Annotated in this window: 21 protein-coding genes; 12 read left to right on the forward strand and 9 right to left on the reverse strand. The window is 72.4% G+C overall.

Translation table 11 applies throughout. The features are described 5' to 3' along the window. The first annotated feature begins 8 nt into the window (after nt 1-8). Genes AB0A74_RS29220 through AB0A74_RS29230 form a run of 3 tightly spaced genes read left to right on the forward strand, consistent with a single transcriptional unit; the run spans nt 9 to nt 3,259 of the window. Complete coding sequence (locus AB0A74_RS29220) at nt 9-629, forward strand: TIGR03085 family metal-binding protein (RefSeq protein ID WP_358254382.1); 621 nt, start codon at nt 9-11, stop codon at nt 627-629. Between the two features lie 48 nt (nt 630-677). Further along, nucleotides 678-1,583: a 4-hydroxy-tetrahydrodipicolinate synthase gene (gene dapA, locus AB0A74_RS29225; RefSeq protein WP_358254384.1), complete on the forward strand. Its 906-nt coding sequence runs from the start codon at nt 678-680 to the stop codon at nt 1,581-1,583. Continuing rightward, complete coding sequence (locus tag AB0A74_RS29230) at nt 1,580-3,259, forward strand: ribonuclease J (RefSeq protein ID WP_358254386.1); 1,680 nt, start codon at nt 1,580-1,582, stop codon at nt 3,257-3,259. The genes dapA and AB0A74_RS29230 overlap by 4 nt, the downstream gene beginning before the upstream one ends. Before the next feature lie 46 nt (nt 3,260-3,305). Here AB0A74_RS29230 and AB0A74_RS29235 read toward each other — a convergent pair whose 3' ends face one another. Beyond that, complete coding sequence (locus AB0A74_RS29235) at nt 3,306-4,085, reverse strand: lysophospholipid acyltransferase family protein (protein ID WP_358254388.1); 780 nt, start codon at nt 4,083-4,085, stop codon at nt 3,306-3,308. A gap of 133 nt (nt 4,086-4,218) precedes the next feature. On the opposite strand from AB0A74_RS29235, the gene AB0A74_RS29240 reads away from it, so the two are divergent. After that, complete coding sequence (locus AB0A74_RS29240) at nt 4,219-6,630, forward strand: DNA translocase FtsK (RefSeq protein ID WP_358254390.1); 2,412 nt, start codon at nt 4,219-4,221, stop codon at nt 6,628-6,630. Between the two features lie 13 nt (nt 6,631-6,643). Here AB0A74_RS29240 and AB0A74_RS29245 read toward each other — a convergent pair whose 3' ends face one another. The 3 genes from AB0A74_RS29245 to AB0A74_RS29255 form a co-directional block, all read right to left on the reverse strand. Continuing rightward, the gene (locus AB0A74_RS29245) at nt 6,644-7,069 is read right to left on the reverse strand and encodes a phospholipase (RefSeq protein WP_358254392.1); all 426 of its coding nucleotides are present in this window, start codon (nt 7,067-7,069) and stop codon (nt 6,644-6,646) included. A 212-nt stretch (nt 7,070-7,281) separates the two neighbouring features. Then, the gene (locus AB0A74_RS29250) at nt 7,282-8,115 is read right to left on the reverse strand and encodes a MerR family transcriptional regulator (RefSeq protein ID WP_358254394.1); all 834 of its coding nucleotides are present in this window, start codon (nt 8,113-8,115) and stop codon (nt 7,282-7,284) included. Nucleotides 8,116-8,177: 62 nt separating this feature from the next. Then, complete coding sequence (locus AB0A74_RS29255) at nt 8,178-8,678, reverse strand: amino-acid N-acetyltransferase (protein WP_343934528.1); 501 nt, start codon at nt 8,676-8,678, stop codon at nt 8,178-8,180. A gap of 166 nt (nt 8,679-8,844) precedes the next feature. Here AB0A74_RS29255 and rimO point away from each other — a divergent pair, with 166 nt between their 5' ends. From rimO to AB0A74_RS29285, 6 genes are all read left to right on the forward strand, one after another. Then, entirely contained in the window at nt 8,845-10,218 is a 1,374-nt protein-coding gene (rimO, locus tag AB0A74_RS29260; protein WP_358254430.1) for a 30S ribosomal protein S12 methylthiotransferase RimO, read from the forward strand. Beyond that, on the forward strand, nt 10,215-10,799 hold the full coding sequence (gene pgsA, locus AB0A74_RS29265; protein WP_358254396.1) for a CDP-diacylglycerol--glycerol-3-phosphate 3-phosphatidyltransferase: 585 nt from the start codon (nt 10,215-10,217) through the stop codon (nt 10,797-10,799). The genes rimO and pgsA overlap by 4 nt, the downstream gene beginning before the upstream one ends. Then, nucleotides 10,796-11,269: a CinA family protein gene (locus AB0A74_RS29270; protein ID WP_358254398.1), complete on the forward strand. Its 474-nt coding sequence runs from the start codon at nt 10,796-10,798 to the stop codon at nt 11,267-11,269. Before pgsA ends, AB0A74_RS29270 begins: the two co-directional genes overlap by 4 nt. 156 nt (nt 11,270-11,425) lie before the next feature. Next, nucleotides 11,426-11,848 carry a helix-turn-helix transcriptional regulator gene (locus AB0A74_RS29275; RefSeq protein WP_343934525.1) on the forward strand — a complete coding sequence of 141 codons (423 nt, stop codon included), beginning with the start codon at nt 11,426-11,428 and terminating at the stop codon, nt 11,846-11,848. A 327-nt stretch (nt 11,849-12,175) separates the two neighbouring features. Next, on the forward strand, nt 12,176-13,027 hold the full coding sequence (locus AB0A74_RS29280; RefSeq protein WP_358254400.1) for a PspA/IM30 family protein: 852 nt from the start codon (nt 12,176-12,178) through the stop codon (nt 13,025-13,027). Nucleotides 13,028-13,041: 14 nt separating this feature from the next. Further along, nucleotides 13,042-13,830, forward strand: coding sequence for a hypothetical protein (locus AB0A74_RS29285; RefSeq protein WP_358254402.1), 789 nt, complete (start codon nt 13,042-13,044; stop codon nt 13,828-13,830). 275 nt (nt 13,831-14,105) lie between these two features. Here AB0A74_RS29285 and AB0A74_RS29290 read toward each other — a convergent pair whose 3' ends face one another. After that, a complete protein-coding gene (locus AB0A74_RS29290; RefSeq protein WP_358254404.1) occupies nt 14,106-14,960 on the reverse strand; it encodes a MerR family transcriptional regulator in 855 nt (284 codons plus the stop codon). Nucleotides 14,961-15,209: 249 nt separating this feature from the next. Between AB0A74_RS29290 and AB0A74_RS29295 the strand changes: the two genes are divergently transcribed. After that, complete coding sequence (locus tag AB0A74_RS29295) at nt 15,210-16,460, forward strand: solute carrier family 23 protein (RefSeq protein WP_358254406.1); 1,251 nt, start codon at nt 15,210-15,212, stop codon at nt 16,458-16,460. Here AB0A74_RS29295 and AB0A74_RS29300 read toward each other — a convergent pair. From AB0A74_RS29300 to AB0A74_RS29315, 4 genes are read right to left on the reverse strand one after another with little or no spacing between them, the layout of a single operon-like run. Next, a complete protein-coding gene (locus AB0A74_RS29300) occupies nt 16,457-17,476 on the reverse strand; it encodes a quinone-dependent dihydroorotate dehydrogenase (RefSeq protein ID WP_358254408.1) in 1,020 nt (339 codons plus the stop codon). The two genes, AB0A74_RS29295 and AB0A74_RS29300, sit on opposite strands and share 4 nt — an antisense overlap. A 10-nt stretch (nt 17,477-17,486) precedes the next feature. Then, entirely contained in the window at nt 17,487-18,281 is a 795-nt protein-coding gene (locus AB0A74_RS29305; protein WP_358254409.1) for a DNA-formamidopyrimidine glycosylase family protein, read from the reverse strand. Then, nucleotides 18,268-18,903 carry a LysE family translocator gene (locus tag AB0A74_RS29310; RefSeq protein ID WP_358254411.1) on the reverse strand — a complete coding sequence of 212 codons (636 nt, stop codon included), beginning with the start codon at nt 18,901-18,903 and terminating at the stop codon, nt 18,268-18,270. Before AB0A74_RS29310 ends, AB0A74_RS29305 begins: the two co-directional genes overlap by 14 nt. After that, nucleotides 18,900-19,739, reverse strand: a complete 840-nt coding sequence (locus AB0A74_RS29315) for a ParA family protein (RefSeq protein ID WP_358254413.1) — start codon at nt 19,737-19,739, stop codon at nt 18,900-18,902. The genes AB0A74_RS29310 and AB0A74_RS29315 overlap by 4 nt, the downstream gene beginning before the upstream one ends. Nucleotides 19,740-19,773: 34 nt before the next feature. Between AB0A74_RS29315 and AB0A74_RS29320 the strand changes: the two genes are divergently transcribed. Further along, nucleotides 19,774-20,496 (forward strand): class I SAM-dependent methyltransferase, encoded by a 723-nt coding sequence (locus AB0A74_RS29320; RefSeq protein ID WP_358254414.1) that lies wholly within the window; start codon nt 19,774-19,776, stop codon nt 20,494-20,496. The last annotated feature ends 80 nt before the right edge of the window (nt 20,497-20,576 follow it).

Consider the following 20,576-nt stretch of genomic DNA (forward strand, 5'->3'; position numbering starts at 1 on the left):
TGGGGCGCATGGGCGTCGCACAGGACGAACGCAGGCTGCTCAGCGACCTGTTCACCGAACTCGGGCCGGACGCGCCCACCCTGTGCGACCCGTGGCGCACCCGCGACCTCGCCGCCCACCTGGTCCTGCGCGAACGCCGGTTCGACGCGGCCCTGGGCATCGTGGCCAAGCCGCTGGCCGCGCACGCCCAGCGCGTCCAGGACGACTACGCCGCCAAGCCGTGGGCCGAGCTGGTCGACCTGGTCCGCTCGGGCCCGCCCGCGTGGTCCCCGTTCGCCCTGCTGGACGACGTGCTCAACACCGTCGAGTACTTCGTCCACCACGAGGACGTGCGGCGCGCGGCCGACGACTGGTCGCCCCGCTCGCCCGACCCGCGCCGCGACGCCGCCCTGTGGAAGGGCCTGGCCCGGGTGGCGAAGCTGACCTACCGCGCGAGCCCGGTGGGCGTCGTGCTGCGCCGCCCGGACGGCGGGGCGGTGACCGCGAAGGCCGGTCCGAACCCGGTGATCCTGTCCGGTCAGGTCTCGGAACTGCTGATGCACGCCTTCGGCCGGGCCCGCGCCGAGGTCGAGTACGACGGCGACCGGGACGCCGTCACCGCCGTGAAGAGCCTCGACCGGGGCGTGTAAGCCCAGCCCAAAGGGGGTTGCGGGCACCGCAGGCGGTAGCGTTTGGCCATGACCGGATGCCCGACCGCCTCACCCGGCCGACCTTTCGGCCGCGTGCTCACCGCCATGGTCACGCCGTTCGACGCCTCCGGGGCGCTGGACCTGGACAAGGCGCAGGAGCTGGCGAAACACCTGGTCGACCTGGGCAACGACGGTCTGGTCGTCAACGGCACCACGGGTGAGAGCCCGACGACCACCGACGCCGAGAAGGCGGACGTCATCCGCGCCGTGGTGCAGGCCGTGGGCGACCGCGCCACCGTGGTCAGCGGCGCGGGCACCTACGACACCGCCCACAGCGTCCACCTGGCCCGCGCCGCCGAGGCCGCCGGCGCCCACGGCCTGCTCGTGGTCACCCCGTACTACTCCCGGCCGCCCCAGGCGGGCGTGGAGGCGCACTTCAAGGCCGTCGCGGACGCCACGGACCTGCCCGTGATGCTCTACGACATCCCGCCGCGCGCCGTGACCCCGATCGAGGTGGACACGCTGCTGCGGCTGGCCGAGCACCCGCGGATCCTGGCCGTCAAGGACGCCAAGGGCGACCTGACGGCGGGCAGCAAGGTCATCGCGGCCACCGACCTGGCCTACTACTCCGGCGACGACCCGCTGAACCTGCCGTGGCTGTCGGTCGGCGCGGTGGGCTTCGTCAGCGTGATCTCGCACGTCGCCGCCGACCGGCTGCGCGCGATGCTCGACGCGTACGAGTCCGGCGACGTCGCCGCGGCCCGGACGATCCACCACGAACTGCTGCCCCTGCTGCGGCCGTTCACCCGCATGCCCGGCGTCACCTACGCCAAGACCGCTCTGCGTCTGAAGGGCCTCGACGTGGGTAACCCACGTCTGCCCCTGGTACCCGCATCCACCGAGGACATCGAGGCCGTCTCCGCTGTCACGGCCGAACTGGGAGTCAACGCGTGATCAACCCGACGTCACCCCCGCCCGCCCTGCCCGACGGAGGTCTGCGCGTCGTCGCACTGGGCGGCATCGGCGAGGTCGGCCGCAACATGACCGTGTTCGAGCACGCCGGCCGGCTGCTGGTCGTGGACTGCGGCGTGCTGTTCCCCGAGGACGACCAGCCGGGCGTGGACCTGATCCTCCCGGACTTCCGGGCGATCGAGGACCGCCTGGAGGACATCGACGCGCTGGTCCTGACCCACGGGCACGAGGACCACATCGGCGCGGTGCCGTTCCTGCTCAAGCTGCGGCCCGACCTGCCGGTGGTGGGCTCGCGGTTCACCCTGGCCCTGCTGGCGGCGAAGTGCCGCGAGCACCGGCAGACGCCGACGCTGGTGGAGATCGCCGACGGCGAGCGCCGCACGTTCGGGCCGTTCGAGCTGGAGTTCTTCGCGGTCAACCACTCCATCCCGGACGCGGTCGCGGTCGCCATCCGCACGGCCGCGGGCCTGATCCTGCACACCGGCGACATCAAGCTGGACCAGCTGCCGCTGGACGGCCGGCTGACCGACCTGGCGGGCTTCTCGCGCCTGGGCGACGAGGGCGTGGACCTGTTCCTGGTCGACTCCACCAACGCCGAGGTGCCCGGCTTCGTCGCGCCGGAGCGGGAGATCGGCCCGGTCCTGGAGAACGTGATCCGGAAGGCGAACCAGCGCGTGATCGTCGCGTGCTTCGCCTCGCACGTGCACCGGGTGCAGCAGGTGCTGGACGTGGCGGTGCAGTACAAGCGCCGGGTCGCGCTGGTGGGCCGGTCGATGGTGCGCAACATGGGCATCGCGGCCGAGCTGGGCTTCCTGCGCGTGCCGGACGGCTTGTTCGTGGACCTCAACGAGGCCATGGACATGCCGGAGAACGAGGTCCTGTTCGTCTCGACGGGCTCGCAGGGCGAACCGCTGTCGGCGCTGTCCCGCATGGCGCGCGGCGAGCACCGCCAGATCTCGATCCGGGCCGGGGACACCATCGTGTTGGCGTCGTCGCTGATCCCGGGCAACGAGAACGCGGTCTTCAACGTGGTCAACGGCCTGTCCCGCCTGGGCGCGACGGTCGTGCACCAGGGCAACGCGAAGGTCCACGTGTCGGGGCACTCGCCGGCGGGTGAGCTGTTGTTCCTCTACAACGCCGTGCGGCCGTCCAACGTCATGCCGGTGCACGGCGAGTGGCGGCACCTGCGGGCGAACGCGGCGCTGGCCGTGGCGACGGGCGTGTCCGAGGACCGGGTGGTGATCGCCGAGGACGGCGTGGTCGTGGACCTGGTAGACGGGAAGGCCTCCATCACCGGCCGCGTGGAGGTGGGCCACGTGTACGTGGACGGCCTCTCGGTGGGCGACGTCGGCGAGTCCACCCTGTCCGACCGCCTGGTACTGGGCGAGGGCGGCTTCATCGCGATCACGGTGGCGGTGGACTCCAACACCGGCCGCGCGGTGGCCCCGCCGACGGTGTCGGGCCGCGGCTTCTCCGACGACCCGAAGGCGCTGGACCAGGCGATCTCGTTGGTGGAGATGGAACTCTCGCGCACGGAGGTCGAGGGCATCACCGACTCGCACCGCATCGCGCAGGCGGTCCGCCGAGTGGTGGGCCGCTGGGTGGCCGAGACCTACCGCCGCCGCCCGATGATCGTGCCGACGATCATCCCGGTCTGACCGACACCGTGCCGCGCGGCGAGCGTTCGCCGCGCGGCACGGTGTTCTACGCCGCCTCGGGTCGCCAAGGACTGGTGCCCGTCGTGGGCCGGGTCGGGTCGTGGAACTTCGGCAGGTCGGGCTCGTCCGGCCGCAACGGCACCAGTCCCGCCGTGATGGCCCGCATGATCCGTTCGTGCGCCCGTCGCGCGTCCCCCGGCCGTCCGTCGCGCAAGTCCGACAAGTCCACCGGCGCGCCGAAGTGCACCTTGAACGTCGGACGCCGCCGCAGCCCTCGCACGTAGGAAGTCAGGTAGGGCTTGAAGTCCGCCCACCCGTTCACGTGCGTGTTCCCCCAGCACACCGCCTCGTGCGCGCCCCACTGGCTGACCGGGATCACCGGCACCCCACCGCTCAACGCCAGCCGCGCCGCCCCGGTCTTCCCGCGTTCGGGCCACAGCCCGGGGTCCAGGCTGATCTTGCCCTCCGGGTACACCGCGATGGGGTCGCCGCCGCGCCGCAACGCCTCCACCGTCCGGTGGTAGGCCTCGCCGACCGACGCCGACGCCCGGTCCACCCGCAGGTGGCCGGAGGCCTTCAGCGCGGGCCCCATGACCGGGGCGTCGAGCAGGCCGCCCGCGAGCAGGAAGCGCGGGTGCACGCCCAGTTCGCGGCACGCCGCGATCAGGACGAACGGGTCGAGGTTGCCGATGTGGTTGGACGCGAGCAGCAGGGGACGGCCCTTGAGGTCCGCCGGGATGTCGCCGGTGACTTGCAGCCGTCCGCTGAGACCTACGAACCCGCGGTCGATGGTCGTCAGCACGCGCCACAGCAGTGGTGTGGACACAGCGGGGAAGGCTACGGCGTGTCGAGGTGTGGCTGTAACCGATTCCGGGCAACTATGGACGACGAGCAGCGCAAGTCACGTCCTGCCGTGACCGTTGGGGCCGGTGGGACCAGAGCGACTAACGTTGGAAACCATGGCTGGCCGAACCGGATCCCCGCGTGGCAAGGGCACGACCCGGAAAGGCGGGTCGAAGCCCCGGGCGCGCACGTCCCGGTCCCGCCCCGCACCCCGCAAGCCCGCCGGATCGGGCTCGGTCGGCAAGGCCTGGGGCCTGCTCGGCCGCGGCGTGGGCGGTGTGGTCCGCGCGGTCGGCCGGGGCAAGGACCTCGACCCCGAGCACCGGCGCGACGGGCTCGGCCTGGTGCTGATCGCCGCCGCCGTGATCACCGGCGCGGGCGTGTGGTGGCAGGCCGGCGGTCCGGTGGGGCAGTGGGTGGACGTCGCCGTGCGCAGCTCGGTGGGCGCGCCCGCGATGATCGTGCCGCTGGTCCTGCTCGCGGTCGGCGTCACGCTGATGCGCACCGACCCCAAGCCGGAGGCCCGGCCCCGCCTGGTGATCGGCGGTGTGCTGGTCGCGGTCGGCTTCCTCGGCATGTTCCACCTCGTCGGCGGGCTCCCGACCGACCCGGTCGAGCGGCGCGGCGCGGGCGGCGCGCTGGGCTACCTCGCCGGCGGGTTCCTCGCCCAGGGCCTGACGCCGTGGGTCGCCGGGCCGTTGCTGGTGCTGATCTTCGCCTACGGCGTGCTGGTCCTGGCGCACCTGCCGATCCGCGAGGTGCCCGCCAAGCTCGGCTCGCTGCTCGCCGGCCGCAAGACCGACGACCAGCTCGAAGGGTTCGGGCGCGAGGAGGAGCAGCCGGCGGAGGAGGAGAAGCCGGCCCGGTTGCGCCGCCCGTCGCGCCGCCGCCAGGCCGCCGTCACCGACGAGCAACCCGAACTCCCGCTGGACGAGGCGCCCGCGGAGGAGCAGCCGCCGCCACCACCGCGCCCGACCCCCAAGCCCAAGCCCAAGGCGGAGCCCGAGAAGCCGCAGCCGACGATGGCCGTGCGCGCGGTCGAGGGCGACTACCAGCTCCCGCCGCCCACCATCCTCAAGGACGGCGACGCGCCCAAGGCCCGCAGCAAGGCCAACGACCAGATGATCGAGGCGATCACCGGCGTCCTCGACCAGTTCTCCATCGACGCCCAGGTCACCGGCTTCACCCGCGGCCCGACGGTGACCCGCTACGAGGTCGAGCTCGGCCCCGGCGTGAAGGTCGAGAAGATCACCGCGCTGACCAAGAACATCGCCTACGCCGTCGCCACCGACAACGTCCGCCTGCTCGCGCCCATCCCGGGCAAGTCCGCGGTCGGCATCGAGGTGCCCAACAGCGACCGCGAGATGGTGCGGCTGGGCGACGTGCTGCGCTCGCCGAGCACGGTCAAGGACAACCACCCGATGGTCATCGGGCTGGGCAAGGACATCGAGGGCCACTTCGTCACGGCGAACCTGACCAAGATGCCGCACCTGCTGGTCGCCGGCTCCACCGGTTCGGGCAAGTCGAGCTTCGTGAACTCGATGCTGGTGTCGCTGCTCGCCCGCGCGACGCCGGACGAGGTCCGGATGATCCTCATCGACCCGAAGATGGTCGAGCTGACGCCGTACGAGGGCATCCCGCACCTGATCACGCCCATCATCACCCAGCCGAAGAAGGCCGCCGCCGCGCTGGCCTGGCTGGTGGAGGAGATGGAGCAGCGCTACCAGGACATGCAGGTCAACCGGGTGCGCCACATCGACGACTTCAACCGCAAGGTGCGCTCCGGCGAGATCGCCGCGCCGCCGGGCAGCGAGCGCGTGTACCGGCCCTACCCGTACATCATGGCGATCGTCGACGAGCTGGCCGACCTGATGATGACCGCGCCCCGCGACGTCGAGGACGCCATCGTCCGCATCACGCAGAAGGCGCGCGCGGCGGGCATCCACCTGGTGCTGGCGACCCAGCGGCCGTCGGTGGACGTCGTGACCGGCCTGATCAAGACCAACGTGCCGTCGCGGCTGGCGTTCGCCACGTCGTCGCTGACCGACTCGCGGGTCATCCTCGACCAGCCCGGCGCGGAGAAGCTGATCGGCATGGGCGACGGCCTGTACCTGCCGATGGGCGCGTCCAAGCCGGTGCGCATCCAGGGCGCGTTCGTCGGCGACGAGGAGATCGCCGAGATCGTCAACTTCACCAAGCTGCAGGCGCAGCCGGAGTACACCGACGGCGTGACCGCGGCGAAGGCGGGCGAGAAGAAGGAGATCGACGCCGACATCGGCGACGACCTGGAGCTGCTGCTGCAGGCGGCGGAGCTGATCGTGACGTCCCAGTTCGGCTCGACGTCGATGCTCCAGCGCAAGCTGCGCGTGGGCTTCGCCAAGGCGGGCCGGCTGATGGACCTGCTGGAGACGCGCGGCGTCGTCGGCCCCTCCGAGGGGTCGAAGGCGCGCGAGGTGCTGATCAAGCCCGACGAGCTGGACTCGGTGGTGTACCTGATCAAGGGCGGGCCGGCCCCGGACGAGGACTGACCCGCCCCCGGTCTCAGCTCGCGCCGAACTCGCGGACCGCCTGGTAGTACAGGTCCGCGGTCCGGTTGCACGCCCAGTTCCCGGCGCACTGGTGGTACAGGTCGGCCTTGAACTTGTCGTCGATGCGCAGGCGCGTGGTCTCGGTGAACCGGGACTGCCGCTTGTAGTTGCGGTAGCCGAAGTCGTGCCGGTGGCACGCGGGCAGGAACTTGAAGCCGAACGGGTTGTCCGGCGACCAGGAGCAGCCGTCGGAGGACCAGTCGAGCTGGTCGGCGTACGGGGCCTGCGACCGGATCGAGCCGAACTGGGCCAGCGTGCGGTTGAACAGGTAGTCGTCGGTCACGGCCGGCGCGTCGATGGCGGCTTGGGCGTTGCCCGCGCCGAGCAGGAAGGCGGCGGTGGCCAGGACCGCGGTGGCGGCGGAGCGCAGGGTTTTCACAGGTGTTCCCCCTCGTGAGGAAAGGCCGTGAAAACGTTCCTACCGGTGGCTGATCGACATCCGACAGCCCCGATGGGCTCACGCCACGGCAACACCGGGTGAACGTTCGCGGTGCCCGGCGGGCCTCTCGCGGTCCGCCGGGCACCGTCGTGCCGCGTCGTCGGACGCGCGAGCCGAACCCCTCCGAACCGGCTCGTGCGCCCCTGGCACGTTCAGGAGGGCTCGTCGCCCTGGTCGAGGAACCGGCGGATGGTGGTCTCGTCCGGTATCTCGTTCTCGGTGTCGATGAGACGTTCGGCGATGGGCACGGGTTCCTCCGCCCAGGCGGGTCGGAAGTCGCCGCCGGGCAGCAGCCCGTGCCGCCGCGCGAACTCCTCGGCGGCCTCGCGGATCGACTCGCGCAGCGTGCCGACGACCACCGTCTCGGCGGTGTAGGTCAGCTCCACCAGCAGCGCGCGGACCCGGTCGAGCTGGTCCTCCTCGGCGGACTTGCCGTCCAGCCGCGGCCACAGCCGCCGCTCGAACACCTCGACGAAGTCCGCGGCGATGCCGTCGGTGGCCCGGCGCAGCCCGGCGAACTGGTCCAGCACGTCCTCGGCGGGCACGGCCAGCCCCGCCAGCCGGTTCCCGGCCTCCAGCGCCCAGCGCCGCGTGTGCGGCCACCCCCGCCGCCACCGCACGAGCCCGAGCTGGATGGCGCGGCGCAGCACGGCCGGCCGCATGTCGCCGGTCGGCACCAGCCGCTTGAGGTCGCGGACCCGCACGCGGACCCAGTCGTCGGGACCCTCGGTGTCCCCGACGCCGAGCACCGCGGCGACGCTCGCGCCCTGTTCGCGGGCCTTGACCAGCTCGGCGATCGCGGGCAGGGAGAACCCGCGCGCCTGCAACCGCTGGACCAGCGTCAACCGCTCGATGTGGGACTCGTCGTAGTAGGCGACCCGCCCCTGCCGGCGCGGCGGGTGCAGGACGCCCTTGGTCTGGTACATGCGGATGGTGCTGCCCGGCAGCCCGACCCGGACCGCCAGCTCGTCCACGGTGAGCTGCACGCGCCCATCCTTCCGGCGCGCGGCTCAACGAGTCAACACTGTTCGAGTGAACACTCGAACAATCAGAGGTGGAGCAGCATCCGCGAGTTGCCCAGGGTGTTCGGCTTCACGTACGAGAGGTCGAGGAACTCCGCCACGCCCTCGTCGGCCGACCGCATGATCTCCTCGTAGACCTCCGGCGACACCGGTGTGCCGTCGATCTCCACGAACCCGTGCCGGCTGAAGAACTCGGTCTCGAACGTCAGCACGAACACCCGCGACAGCTGGAGCTCGCGCGCGGTGTCGATCAGCCGCCCGACGAGCCGGTGCCCGATCCCGCGCCCCAGCGCCTGCGGCGCCACGGCCACCGTGCGGATCTCCGCCAGGTCCTCCCACAGCACGTGCAGGGCCCCGCACCCGAGCAGCTCGCCGCCCTCCTCGGCCACCCAGAACTCCTGGATGTCCTCGAACAGCGTGACCAGCGGTTTGGACAGCAGCACCTTGCCCGCGTACAGGTCGATGAGCGCCTTCATGGCCCGCACGTCACCGGTGCGCGCCCGGCGCACGTTGATCGGGTCGTTCACGGTGCAAACGTAGCTCCCGGCGGTCCCGTCGTGCCGCTCGTGGGCATCGGGGTCGCCGATGGCGGTGATCGGGTGAGCGGCAGTTGGGCGCTGACGTCCGGCGTTCACACCCGGGGCGGCTACCCTGAGCACCGTGTCTTCCCCCACCACGGCCAAGCGCGTCGCCATGCTGACCCTCGGGTGCGCCCGCAACGAAGTCGACTCCGAGGAGCTCGCCGGCCGGCTCACCGCCGGCGGCTGGGAGCTGGTCGACGGTGACGACGCCGACGTGGTCGTGGTCAACACGTGCGGCTTCGTGGAGTCGGCCAAGAAGGACTCCGTCGACACCCTGCTCGCCGCCGCCGACAGCGGCGCGAAGGTGGTCGCCGTCGGGTGCATGGCCGAGCGGTACGGGGTGGAGCTGGCCGACAGCCTGCCCGAGGCCCAGGCCGTGCTGGGCTTCGACCACTACGACAAGCTCGCCGAGCGCCTGGACGACGTCCTGGACGGCAAGACCATCGAGTCGCACAAGCCGGTCGACCGCCGCACGCTGCTGCCGCTCACGCCCGTGCAGCGGCCCAAGGCGGCCGAGGACGTGCAGGTCCCGGGCCACGGGTGGGGCCCGCGCGTGCTGCGCACCCGCCTGGAGGACACCCCGGTCGCCCCGCTGAAGATCGCCTCCGGCTGCGACCGCCGCTGCTCGTTCTGCGCCATCCCGAGCTTCCGGGGCGCGTTCGTGTCCCGCCACCCCGACGAGGTCGTGGCCGAGGCGCGGTGGCTGGCCGAGCAGGGCGTGCGCGAGGTGTTCCTGGTCTCGGAGAACTCCACCTCCTACGCCAAGGACCTGCCGCGCGAGCTGGGCGGCCTGGAGAACCTGCTGGAGCGCCTGGCGCAGGTCGTGGACCGCGTCCGCGTCTCCTACCTGCAGCCCGCCGAGACCAAGCCGTCGCTGGTCAAGGCCATCGCGACGACCCCGAACGTCGCCCAGTACTTCGACATGTCCTTCCAGCACTCCAGCGAGGCCGTGCTGCGCCGGATGCGCCGGTTCGGGTCCACCGAGTCGTTCCTGGGGCTCATCGAGCAGATCCGGGCGCTCGCCCCGCAGGCCGGCATCCGTTCCAACGTCATCGTCGGCTTCCCGGGTGAGACCGAGGAGGACGTGGCCGAGCTGGAGCGGTTCCTGACCGAGGCCCGCCTGGACGCCGTGGGCGTGTTCGGCTACTCCGACGAGGACGGCACCGAGGCCGAGACCCTCGACGGCAAGCTCGACGCCGACACCGTCGCCGAGCGGGTCGCGCGGATCTCGAACCTGGTCGAGGAGCTGACCGCCCAGCGCGCGGAGGACCGCGTCGGCGAGGAGGTCGTCGTCCTGGTCGAGACCGAGGAGGACGACGACAACGACTGCGTCGGCCGGGCCGCCCACCAGGCGCCCGAGGTCGACGGCGAGTGCGTGATCACCAACGCCGACGGCCTGCGGGTCGGTGACCTGGTGCGCTGCCGCGTCGACGCCGCCGAGGGCGTGGACCTGGTGGTCACCGCGATCGAGGTGCTCCAAAGGTGACAGAACCCGCGCGCGTGCCGGTGCTGAACATCGCCAACGTGCTGACGATGTCCCGGCTGGTGCTCGTGCCGGTGTTCCTCTACCTGCTGTTCGCCGAGGACGGCCGCTCCTACTGGTGGCGGCTGGCGGCGTTCGGCGTCTTCGCCGTCGCGTCGGTCACCGACCACGTGGACGGCAACCTCGCCCGCAAGCACGGCCTGATCACCGACTTCGGCAAGATCGCCGACCCGATCGCGGACAAGGCGCTCACCGGGGCCGCCCTGGTCGGCCTGAGCCTGCTGGGCGAGCTGCCCTGGTGGATCACCGTGGTGATCGCGGTGCGCGAGCTGTTCATCACGCTGCTGCGGTTCTGGGTGATCCGCCACGGCGTGATCCCGGCCAGCCGGGGCGGCAAGGCCAAGACCCTGGTGCAGATCGTCGCGATCGGCCTCTACCTGCTGCCGCTGCCCGCGAACCTGGAGCTGGTCGCGGTGGTCACCATGTACGCGGCGGTCGTGCTCACGGTCGTGACCGGCGTGGACTACGTGGTGCGCGCGTTCCGGCTGCGCGCCCGCGGGAAGAGGGCGGTGGCCGGGGCGTGAGCGCCGTGGACGTCGTCGCCGCGCTCAAGGCGCGGGGGGAGACCGTGGCCACCGCCGAGTCGCTGACGGCCGGGCTGGTGGCCGCCGAGATCACCACCGTGCCGGGGGCCAGCGCGGTGCTGCGCGGCGGGCTCGTGGTCTACGCGACCGACCTGAAGGCGTCCCTGGCGGGCGTGGACGCGGCGCTGCTGGCCGAGCACGGCGCGGTGCACCCCGAGGTGGCCCGGCAGCTCGCCGAGGGCGCTCGGACGCGCTGCGGGGCGACGTGGGGCCTCGGGCTGACCGGGGTGGCCGGGCCCGACCCGCAGGACGGGGTCGAAGCGGGTACGGTCCACATCGGTTTGTCCGGTCCGTCCGGTTCAGCGGTCGAAACCATCACTGTCGGTGGTGATCGTCACGAAGTCCGCCACGCTTCCGTGATCGCGGCGCTCGATCTCCTGGAGGACCACCTGAAGATCGCTCAGGCGTGACTTGAGCAGCGCAATCCCGGTCACACCGGGACGGCCCCGCGGGAACAACGGGGCCGGTTCGGTCGTTCGCTTGTGGCGGACGTGCATCGAAGTCACTGCCCGTCGACGGGACGGGTCGGTAACGTGGTGGCACGGCCGGCCGGAAGGAGGCGCGCGATGACCGTGCTGCTACGCGAGGCGATCGGTGATCGGCTCCGCCATGCCCGCACCACCCAACGCCGCACGCTGCGCGAGGTCTCCAGGACCGCCCGCGTGAGCCTGGGGTACCTGTCCGAGGTGGAGCGTGGCCGCAAGGAGGCGTCCAGCGAGCTGCTGGCCGCCATCTGCGAGGCGTTGGACCTGCCCCTGTCGGAGCTGCTGCACCTCGTCGCGTCGGACATCGGCGCGGTGACGCAGCCGGTGCCCACGCCCGCGGAGCTGGCCGAGCGGACCGAGCGTCCGACCGCGCCAAGCCTCGAAGGCGGCACCCTGGTGCCCACCGTCATCGGCAACGACCTGTCCGATCTGCGCATCCAGCCGATGCTCACGCACCGGCTGTCCACGTCGATCGAGCCGCGCGGCGCCGTGGTGGCGGCGTAAGCCGAGCACCACTCGTTCGAAGCCGAGCCGGGCACACCGGCTCGGCTTCGTCGCATGCGCGCCGGCGCTGCGTCCCGGCATGGGTTTCGTCACACTGCAACGAGTTGGCAACCGGGGGCGGGGTCGCCGCGTCCACCCCGGCACAGGAGCGGCAGGATGACCATGTCGACGCCGAAGTTTCAGGGGTGACTCAGGGTGAACCCGGATATCTCCCCAGGTCGGTGGAAGCGGCACGGGACAACTGACACGATGGAACCAACACCGGCACCGGGTCGTTGCCAGTCACGAGCGCGAGCCAGGGAAGTGCGGAGAAGGCAGGCGTAGGAGATGGCCAACCCTTTCGTGAAGGCGTGGAAGTACTTCATGGCGGCGTTCTCGTCCAAGATCGACGAGCACGCCGACCCGAAGGTGCAGATCCAGCAGGCCATCGAGGAGGCGCAGCGGCAGCACCAGGCCCTGTCGCAGCAGGCTGCCGCCGTGATCGGCAACCAGCGCCAGCTGGAGATGAAGCTCAACCGGCAGCTCGGTGAGGTCGAGAAGCTCCAGGCGTCCGCGCGCCAGGCGCTCGTCCTGGCCGACGAGGCGCGGGCCAAGGGCGACGAGCAGCGGGCGCAGGAGTTCGAGAACGCGGCCCAGTCGTTCGCGACCCAGCTCGTGACGGCCGAGCAGAGCATCGAGGACCTCAAGACGCTCCACGACCAGTCCCTGCAGGCCGCGCAGCAGGCCAAGGCGGCGGTCGAGCGCAACGCGATGGTGCTGCAGCAGAAGCTCGCCGAGCGCACCAAGCTGCTCTCGCAGCTGGAGCAGGCGAAGATGCAGGAGCAGGTGTCCAACTCGCTGCGCCAGATGACCGAGCTGGCCGCGCCGAGCAACACGCCGTCGCTGGACGAGATCCGCGACAAGATCGAGAAGCGCTACACCACGGCGCTCGGGTCGGCGGAGCTGGCGCAGAACTCGGTGCAGGGCCGGATGCTGGAGGTCCAGCAGTCCACCACGCAGATGGCGGGCTCGTCGCGGCTGGAGCAGATCCGGGCGTCGATGCGCGGCGGGCAGGTCGCCGGTGAGGTGACCAGCGGCCAGTCGCAGAGCGCGGCGGCGAGCATCCAGCAGGAGATCGCGCAGCGCGTGCAGCAGGCCCAGAACGCGCCGCAGCAGAACCCGCCCGCGAGCCAGAGCTGAGCGTGGGGTCCGCGATGGAGCACCCCGCGCGGAAGGCGGCGGGCGAGATCGCCCAGATCGTCGGCGCCCAGCTGCAAGGTCAACTCGCGGACCAGGTCAAGAGGCGGTTCGCCGCGTGGAACGACCCGCGCGCGAAGCTCGACCGGCGCTACCGCCGGTCGAGCCGCGCGCTCACGTTCTGGCTGATCGTGCTGTCGATCCTGACCGTCGTCGGTGGCCTGGCGCTGGCGGTGGGCCTGCACGCGGCCTTCGCCGTGGTGGCCTTCGGCGGCGCGGCGGGCACGGGCGTGCTGGCGCTGCGCACGCGCGCCAGGATGCGCGAGATCGACACGGCCCGGCAGCAGTTGGCGATCGCCCCGGTGCGCACGCCCCTGCCAGCGCGGTCGTCGGCGGCCCGCGCCCCGATGGAGCGCCTGGAAGAGGCCGAGGACACGCTGCGCGAGTTGCTGCACCAGATCGACTCGGCGGCGCTGACGTCCGTGCCGACCGACTCGGTCGTGCAGGCGCGGGCGACCGGCGCGGAGGCGGCGTCGGCCCTGCGCGCGGTGTCCCAGCAGTTGCAGGCGGTGGAACGCGCCCGCGACACGGCCCCGCCCCTGGACCGCGCGCCGCTGGTGGAGGGCGTGCGGCGGCTGCGGGAGCAGTTGGACGAGGGCGTGGACGGCTACTGCGGGCTGGTGGCGGCGGCGGGGCGGGTGCTGGCGGAGAGCACGGCGTCCAACCCGCGGCAGGTGCTGGGCGAGGCGACCGACCACCTGGCCGGCCTGGCCTCGGCCATGCGCGACCTACCCCGCTGGAACTGAGCCCGGCGCCTGTTGCCGGGGCGCGCGGCCGGCTGGACGACTGGCGTCGTGTGCCGCGGGCGGCCTGCGTCGAGCGCGGCGTGGCCGGCTTGCGTTGAGCACGGTGTGGCCGGCTTGCGCTGAGCACGGTGTGGCCGGCTTGCGCTGAGCACGGTGTGGCCGGCTTGCGTCGAGCGCGGCGCGGGCGGCGTGAGTCGAGCGCGGGGCGGGCGGTTCGTCGTGTTTGGGCGCGGCCTCCGGCCCCCGGCTCGATCGTCGCACGCGGCACCGACAGTTCACCGCGTGTGGTGGCGGGAGGCGCGGAGGAACCAGCTCACCTCGGCTCGGGTGCTCTCCGGCGCGGCCCAGCCGTTGATCTGGGCCAACAGGGTCAGGTAGCGCTCGCGGCGCGGGTCGTTCGCGGCTTCCAGGTGCTCGACCAGGCCATCGCCGAAGCGGTCGGTGATCTCCGCGACCACCTCGCCCGCCTCCGGTGTCGTCGGGTCCAGCGCGAGCAGCGGGCGCACGCGGTCGCGGACCACGGCCACCGCGTCGGGCCGCAGCCCACCGTGCCCGTAGCGGGCCGCCAGACGGGCCAGGAGCGCCCGGAAGTCCGCGTCCCGGGTCAGGGCCGCCAACTCCACCCACGCCGCCACCTGCGCGGGCTCCGGGTCGTCGGGCAGCTCGGGCGTCAGGGTCCGCGCGACGCCCTCCACGCCCGGCCGGCCGGCGAACACCTCCGCCACGAAACCCGCTACCAACTCCCGACGGGCGTCGGCGGACAGCAGGGCCAGGTCGTGCACCACGTCGATCTCCTCGGGGTTCGTCGCCAACCTCCGCAGCACCGCCCGGCGCAGCACCAGCACCCGGAGGTGGGCGTCGAGCGCGTCGGCGTGCGCTTGGGCGACCTCGGCGACGGTCGTCTCCCGGTCCAGCACGCGGCGGATGGTCGCCAGGTCCACGTCCAGGGCGCGCAGCGTCCGAACGAGGTCCAGACGGGCAGCGGCGGCGTGGTCGAAGCGGCGGTGGCCGGTCGGTCCGCGGTGCGTCGGCGGCACCATCCCACGATCGGCGTAGAACCGGACCGCCTTGACCGACAGGCCGCTGCGTCGCGCGAGGTCACCGATGGTGAGGGAGTTGTCGCCGCTCATGGGGTCCACCCTGGGTCCTCCCCCTGGTGGAAGGTCAAGTTCCCGGTCGCGCCATCATGGGGCCATCCGCACGAACGGGTGTTGGATCACGTTGCGTAGTCGAGTTGAGCTGAAGTGGCAGTGGGCCTGGTATCCCTTGCTGCAATCGTGTGATTATCAGACTGTTATCTGGCCTCGCCCACTACATGGCGTGGCAGGATCCGTGGGTCGGACAACGGCGTTCGGCCGGGTCGCCGGGGAGGGCATTGAGTGGCGTTGTGGACCGTGCACGGCGATGGGCGCACCACCGACGGTGACGCCATCGCGCCCGAGGAGCGGCTGAGCTGGCCGCTCACCATCGGCTTCGGTGCCCAGCACCTGGCCGCCATGGCCGGCGCCACGATCCTCGTCCCCGCCACCACCGGTCTGCCCGTCAGCACCACCCTGCTCTTCTCCGGCGTGGGCACGCTGCTGTTCCTGCTCATCACCCGCAACCGGGTCCCCAGCTACCTCGGCGCGTCCTTCGCGTTCATCGCCCCGCTGGAGGCCGCGCGCAGCGAGGGCGTCGCCGCCCAGCTCGGCGGGGTCGTCGCGGCCGGCCTGCTGGTGATCATCCTCGGCGTGGCGGTCAAGGCCCTGGGCGTCCGGCTCCTGGAGTCGGTGATGCCGCCGGTCGTGACCGGGGCCGTGGTGATCCTCATCGGCCTCAACCTGTCCCACCGGGCCACCGACTCGTTCTCCGAGCAGCCGCTGCCCGCCGTGGTGACGATGGGCATCATCCTGCTGTGCGGCGTGCTGGGCCGGCGCCTGTTCTTCCGGTTCTCGGTGCTGCTCGGCGTGGTCGTCGGCTGGGTCCTCGGCTTCGTGCTGGGCGTGGTGAACACCGACGCCGTCGGCGACGCCGCCTGGGTCGGCCTGCCCGACTTCCACGCGCCGGAGCTGCGCCCGTCGGTGACCCTGCTGGTCCTGCCGGTGGTGATCGTCCTGGTCGCGGAGAGCGTCGGCCACGTCAAGGCGGTCGGCGGCCTGACCGGGCGCAACCTGGACGGCAGCGTCGGCGACTCGATCATCGCCAACGGCCTGTCCACCACGTTGGCGGGCTTCGGCGGCGGCACCGGCACCACGACGTACTCGGAGAACATCGGCGTCATGGGCGTGACGAAGGTGTACTCCACGGCCGCCTACGCGGTGACCGGCATGTTCGCCGTGCTCCTGGCGTTCTCGCCGAAGGCGACCGCGGCCCTGGCCACCATCCCGGCGGGCGTGGTCGGCGGCGCGACGCTGGTCCTGCTCGGCCTGATCAGCCTGGTCGGCGTGCGGATCTGGATGGACAACCGGGTGGACCTGACCAACCCCGGCAACGCCCTGGTCGGCGGCGCGGCCCTGGTGGCGGGCGTGGGCGACCTGACGTTGAAGCTGGGCGACCTGGAACTGGGCGGCCTGGTCTGGGGCTCGCTGCTCGTGGTGATCCTGCACCCGATCATGCGCTGGCTGCGCGCCGCGCGCCCCGCCCAGCCCTAGAGCGCCTTGACGATCCGGCGCACCAGCCCCGGACCCTCGTAGATGAACCCGGTGTAGACCTGCACCAGGCTCGCCCCGGCGTCGAACATGGCCTTGGCGTCGTCCGGGCCGAAGATCCCGCCCACGCCGATGACCGGCAGCTTCCCGTCGGTCTCCCGGCTCACGAACCGCACGACCTCGCGCGCCCGCACGGCCAGCGGACGGCCGCTCAACCCGCCCGCCTCGGCCGCCCTGGGCTGGTCGGCCGGCGTGAGCCCGTCCCTCGACAGGGTGGTGTTGGTGGCGATCAACCCGGCCACCCCGTGCGCCGAGCACACCTCCAGCACCTCGCCGATCGCCTGGTCGGTCAGGTCGGGCGCGATCTTGACCAGCAGCGGCTTGCGCCGGCCCGCACCGGCCAGCTCGCCGGACGTCTCGTCCAGCGCGGACAGCAGCTCGGTGAGCGCGCCCCGGTCCTGGAGGCTGCGCAGGCCCGGGGTGTTGGGCGAGCTGATGTTGACCGCGAAGTAGTCGCCGTGCCGGTACAGGGCGCGCAGCGAGGCGCGGTAGTCCTCGACGGCCTCCTCGACCGGCGTCACCTTCGACTTGCCCAGGCTGATGCCCAGCGGCACCGACAGCGGCCCGAGCCGGTCCAGCCGGTTGGCCAGTTCCAGCGCGCCGTCGTTGTTGAAGCCCATCCGGTTGATGATCGCCTCGCTGTCGCGCAGGCGGAACAGGCGCGGCTTGGGGTTGCCCGGCTGCGGGTGCCGGGTCACCGTGCCGACCTCGACGAACCCGAACCCCAGCGCGCCCCACGCGGGCAGCGCGCGGCCGTTCTTGTCCAGGCCGGCGGCCAGGCCGACCGGGTTGGGGAACCGCACGCCGAACACCGTGCGCTCGGCGGCGGGCTTGCGGCGGACCGCCTTCGCCAGCGGGCTGACGGCGCTCAACGCCCGCAGGGTGGTCTCGTGGATGCGCTCCGCGTCCCCGCCGTGCATCCGGAACAGGACGTTGCGCACCACGCTCTTGTAGACCACGGCGGCAACTCTAAGCGATCGGCCCCGGTTGGCAGCGCGGGCACCAGAACGTCGGCCGCTCCTGCACGCCCGGTCCCTGACCGGCCGCGCGGATCTTGGTCCCGCAGCGGAAGCACGGCCGGCCGGCCCGTTCGTACACCCAGGACTCCTTGCCGCGACCCATGAGCCCGGTGGTGTTGCGGAAGACGGTGTTCGCGTTGGCCAGCAACACTTTCCGGCTCAGCTTGACGGCTTTCACAGCGTCCACGTCGGACACTTTGCTCCACGGCGAGGCGCCCATCAGGAAGCACACCTCGCACTTGTAGACGTTGCCGACGCCGGCCATGATCCGCTGGTCCAGCAGCGCCTGGCCGATCTCCTGGTCGGGCTGCGCCGTGAGACGCCTCACGGCCTCCGCCTCGGCTTCGGGGGTCCAGTCGCCGAGCAGGTCCGGCCCGAGGTGACCGACCAGGGTGTCCTCGCGGTCGGTCGGCACCAGTTCCAGGTCGTGCAGGTTGAACCCGACCGCGAACCGCTCCGGGACCTCCAGCAGCACGCGCACCTGGTGACCGGGCCGCTTCCAGCGCTCGCCCGGCCGGTACAGGTGCCACGAGCCGTCCATGCGCAGGTGGCTGCGCAGCGTGAGGTCGCCGGAGAACCGGGTGAGGATGTGCTTGCCGACCGTCGCCACCTCGCGGACCTCCCGCCCGGCGAGGTCCACAGTGGACAGGCGCGGGTGGCGCAGTTCCGCGCGCAGCAGCGTCTTCCCGGCCAGCGCCTCGTTGAGCCGCCGGCCGGTCAGGAAGACCGTGTCACCCTCGGGCACCGGTGTCGAACGCCACCTTGAGGCCGAAGCCGACCAGCACGGACGCGGTCAGCCGTTCCGTCCACCGCCGGACGCGGGGCCTGGTCAGCGCCACGGCCGCCCGCCCGGCCAGCCACACCACACCGAGCTGCCACACCTGCCCGAGCCCGACGTGCACGCCGACCAGCAGCGCCGCCCACCCCGTCGGGTCCCCGGCGGTCGGCAGGAACTGCGGCAGCAGGGACAGGTAGAACACGCCGATCTTCGGGTTGAGCAGGTTCGTGGTGAACCCGACCCGCAACGCCTGCCCCGGCGTGATCTCCGGGGCGTCCGCGGGCCGCTCGACCCCCCGCCCGCGCCACGACCGCCACAGCGCCGACCCGCCCAGCCACAGCAGGTAGGCCGCGCCCGCGTACCGCACGACGTCGTAGGCGAAGCGGGACGCCACGAGCAGCGCCGTGAGGCCCGCGATGCTCGCCGCACCCCACACCAGGCAGCCCAGGGTCGTGCCGAACCCGCCGACGATCCCGGCCTTGCGCCCGCCGCCCAGCACCATGCGCAACAGCATCATGGTGTCCAGGCCCGGCGTGATGGTCAGCAGCAGCGCGGCGACCGTGAACGCCAGCAGGGCGGTCGTGCTCACGCCTCCACCGCCTCCTGGATCTCCTCGTCGTCGAAGTCGGCGTGCACCGGCCGGCGGCGGCTGCGGCTGATCCGCAGTATCCGCGCCAGCAGCAGGTTGAACGCCAACGCCACCTCCCGCGCCCCCGGGGTGCCCCATTCGTGGATCGGCATGCACGCGCCCTGCGCCTGTTGCACCGCGAGCCGGTCCGGCAGCGCCACCGGCATCACCAGCGGGCCGAAGATGTCGCGCAGCTCGTCGATGCGGAACTGGTGCTCGTGCGAACGGGGCCGGACGCGGTTGACCACGACGCCCAGCGGCTGGAGGTCGGCGTTGTGCGCGCGCTCGGCCTGGACCGCCTCGAACGCCCGCTGCACGCCCGCGACGGCGAACATGGTGGGCTCGGTCACCAGCAACGCGCGGTCGGCCGCGACCAGCGCCGACCGGGTGAGCTGGCCCAGCGACGGCGGGCAGTCCAGCAGGACGAGCTGGTAGGGCTCCTCGTCCTCCTCGGCCAGCACCCGCAGCGCCTCGCGCAGCCGCCCCAGCCGGGACTCGCCCGGATCGGGGTGGTTGAGCAGCTCGGCGTCCTCGGACCCCGAGAGCACGTCCACGCCGTCACCCCAGGCGCTGGTCGAGACGGCCGCGCGCAGCTTGTCCACCGTGGGTTCCCGGAGGACGTCGTAGATGCTGGCGTCGGTGTCTTCGGGCTCCAGCGTCGAGGTGGCGTTGCACTGCGGGTCCAGGTCGATGACCAGCGTCCGGACGCCGCGCCGGAGCGCGGCCGACGCGAGACCCAAAGCGACCGTCGTCTTGCCCACGCCACCCTTGAGGCTGAGCACCGCCACCGTATGCACGGGGTGCAGCCTACGGTCTCTAGGCTCTACGTCCATGCGACCGGACGCCGTACACAGGGTGCTCGACACCGAGCTGGCCGCCGCACGCGACCGCCGCGGCGGCGAACCCCCCAGGGTGCTCGACGTGGGCGGCGGCAGCGGCGTGTGGGCCGTGCCGCTGGCCGTGGCGGGCTGCACGGTGACCGTCGTCGAGCCCAGCCCGAACGCCCTGGCGACCCTGAACCGACGGGCGTCCGAGGCGGGCGTCCTGGACCGCATCACGGCCATCCAGGGCGACACCGACGCGTTGGACGCGGACGCCTCGGCCGACCTGGTCCTCGGGCACGGCCTGCTGGAGGTCGTGGACGACGCCCCGGCGGCCCTGGCCGCCCTCTCGGCGGCGGCGGCCCCCGGCGCGGCGGTGTCGATCCTGGTGGCGAACCGCTACGCGGCCGTGCTGCACCGGGCCATCGCCGGCCGCCTGGTGGACGCCCGCAGGCTGCTGGACGACGAGGCGGGCCAGCTTGCGGGTTCCCGGGAGCCGGTCCAGCGCCGCTTCGACGTGGCGGGCCTGGAGGCGCTGGTCCTGGACGCCGGCTTGAAGATCGAGCTGCTGCAGGGGCACGGCGTGGTGGCGGACCTGGTCCCCGGCGCGGTCCTGGAGTCGAACCCCGGCGCGGCGGACGCCCTGGCCGAGCTGGAACTGGCCGCGGCCACCCGCCCACCGCTGCGCGACGTGGCCGCCCGCCTGCACGTCCTGGCCCGCAAGCCGGCCTGACCCCCGGCCGCGGGCGGCCATCCACCCACCGGGGGCGTCGAACTTGCGGTAGAAACGCGGGAGGCAACCGCCGCCTACCC

This window comes from Saccharothrix sp. NPDC042600 (assembly GCF_040647305.1).
Lineage (GTDB): Bacteria > Actinomycetota > Actinomycetes > Mycobacteriales > Pseudonocardiaceae > Actinosynnema > Actinosynnema mutabilis.

What these genes read in the sequence shown, in the direction of transcription:
- AB0A74_RS29275 (WP_343934525.1), top strand. Translation starts at nt 11,426, where the DNA reads ATGACCGTGCTGCTACGCGAGGCGATCGGTGATCGGCTCCGCCATGCC.
- AB0A74_RS29240 (WP_358254390.1), top strand. Translation starts at nt 4,219, where the DNA reads ATGGCTGGCCGAACCGGATCCCCGCGTGGCAAGGGCACGACCCGGAAA.
- AB0A74_RS29290 (WP_358254404.1), bottom strand. Translation starts at nt 14,960, where the DNA reads ATGAGCGGCGACAACTCCCTCACCATCGGTGACCTCGCGCGACGCAGC.
- dapA (WP_358254384.1), top strand. Translation starts at nt 678, where the DNA reads ATGACCGGATGCCCGACCGCCTCACCCGGCCGACCTTTCGGCCGCGTG.
- AB0A74_RS29285 (WP_358254402.1), top strand. Translation starts at nt 13,042, where the DNA reads ATGGAGCACCCCGCGCGGAAGGCGGCGGGCGAGATCGCCCAGATCGTC.
- AB0A74_RS29220 (WP_358254382.1), top strand. Translation starts at nt 9, where the DNA reads ATGGGCGTCGCACAGGACGAACGCAGGCTGCTCAGCGACCTGTTCACC.
- AB0A74_RS29280 (WP_358254400.1), top strand. Translation starts at nt 12,176, where the DNA reads ATGGCCAACCCTTTCGTGAAGGCGTGGAAGTACTTCATGGCGGCGTTC.
- rimO (WP_358254430.1), top strand. Translation starts at nt 8,845, where the DNA reads ATGCTGACCCTCGGGTGCGCCCGCAACGAAGTCGACTCCGAGGAGCTC.
- AB0A74_RS29320 (WP_358254414.1), top strand. Translation starts at nt 19,774, where the DNA reads ATGCGACCGGACGCCGTACACAGGGTGCTCGACACCGAGCTGGCCGCC.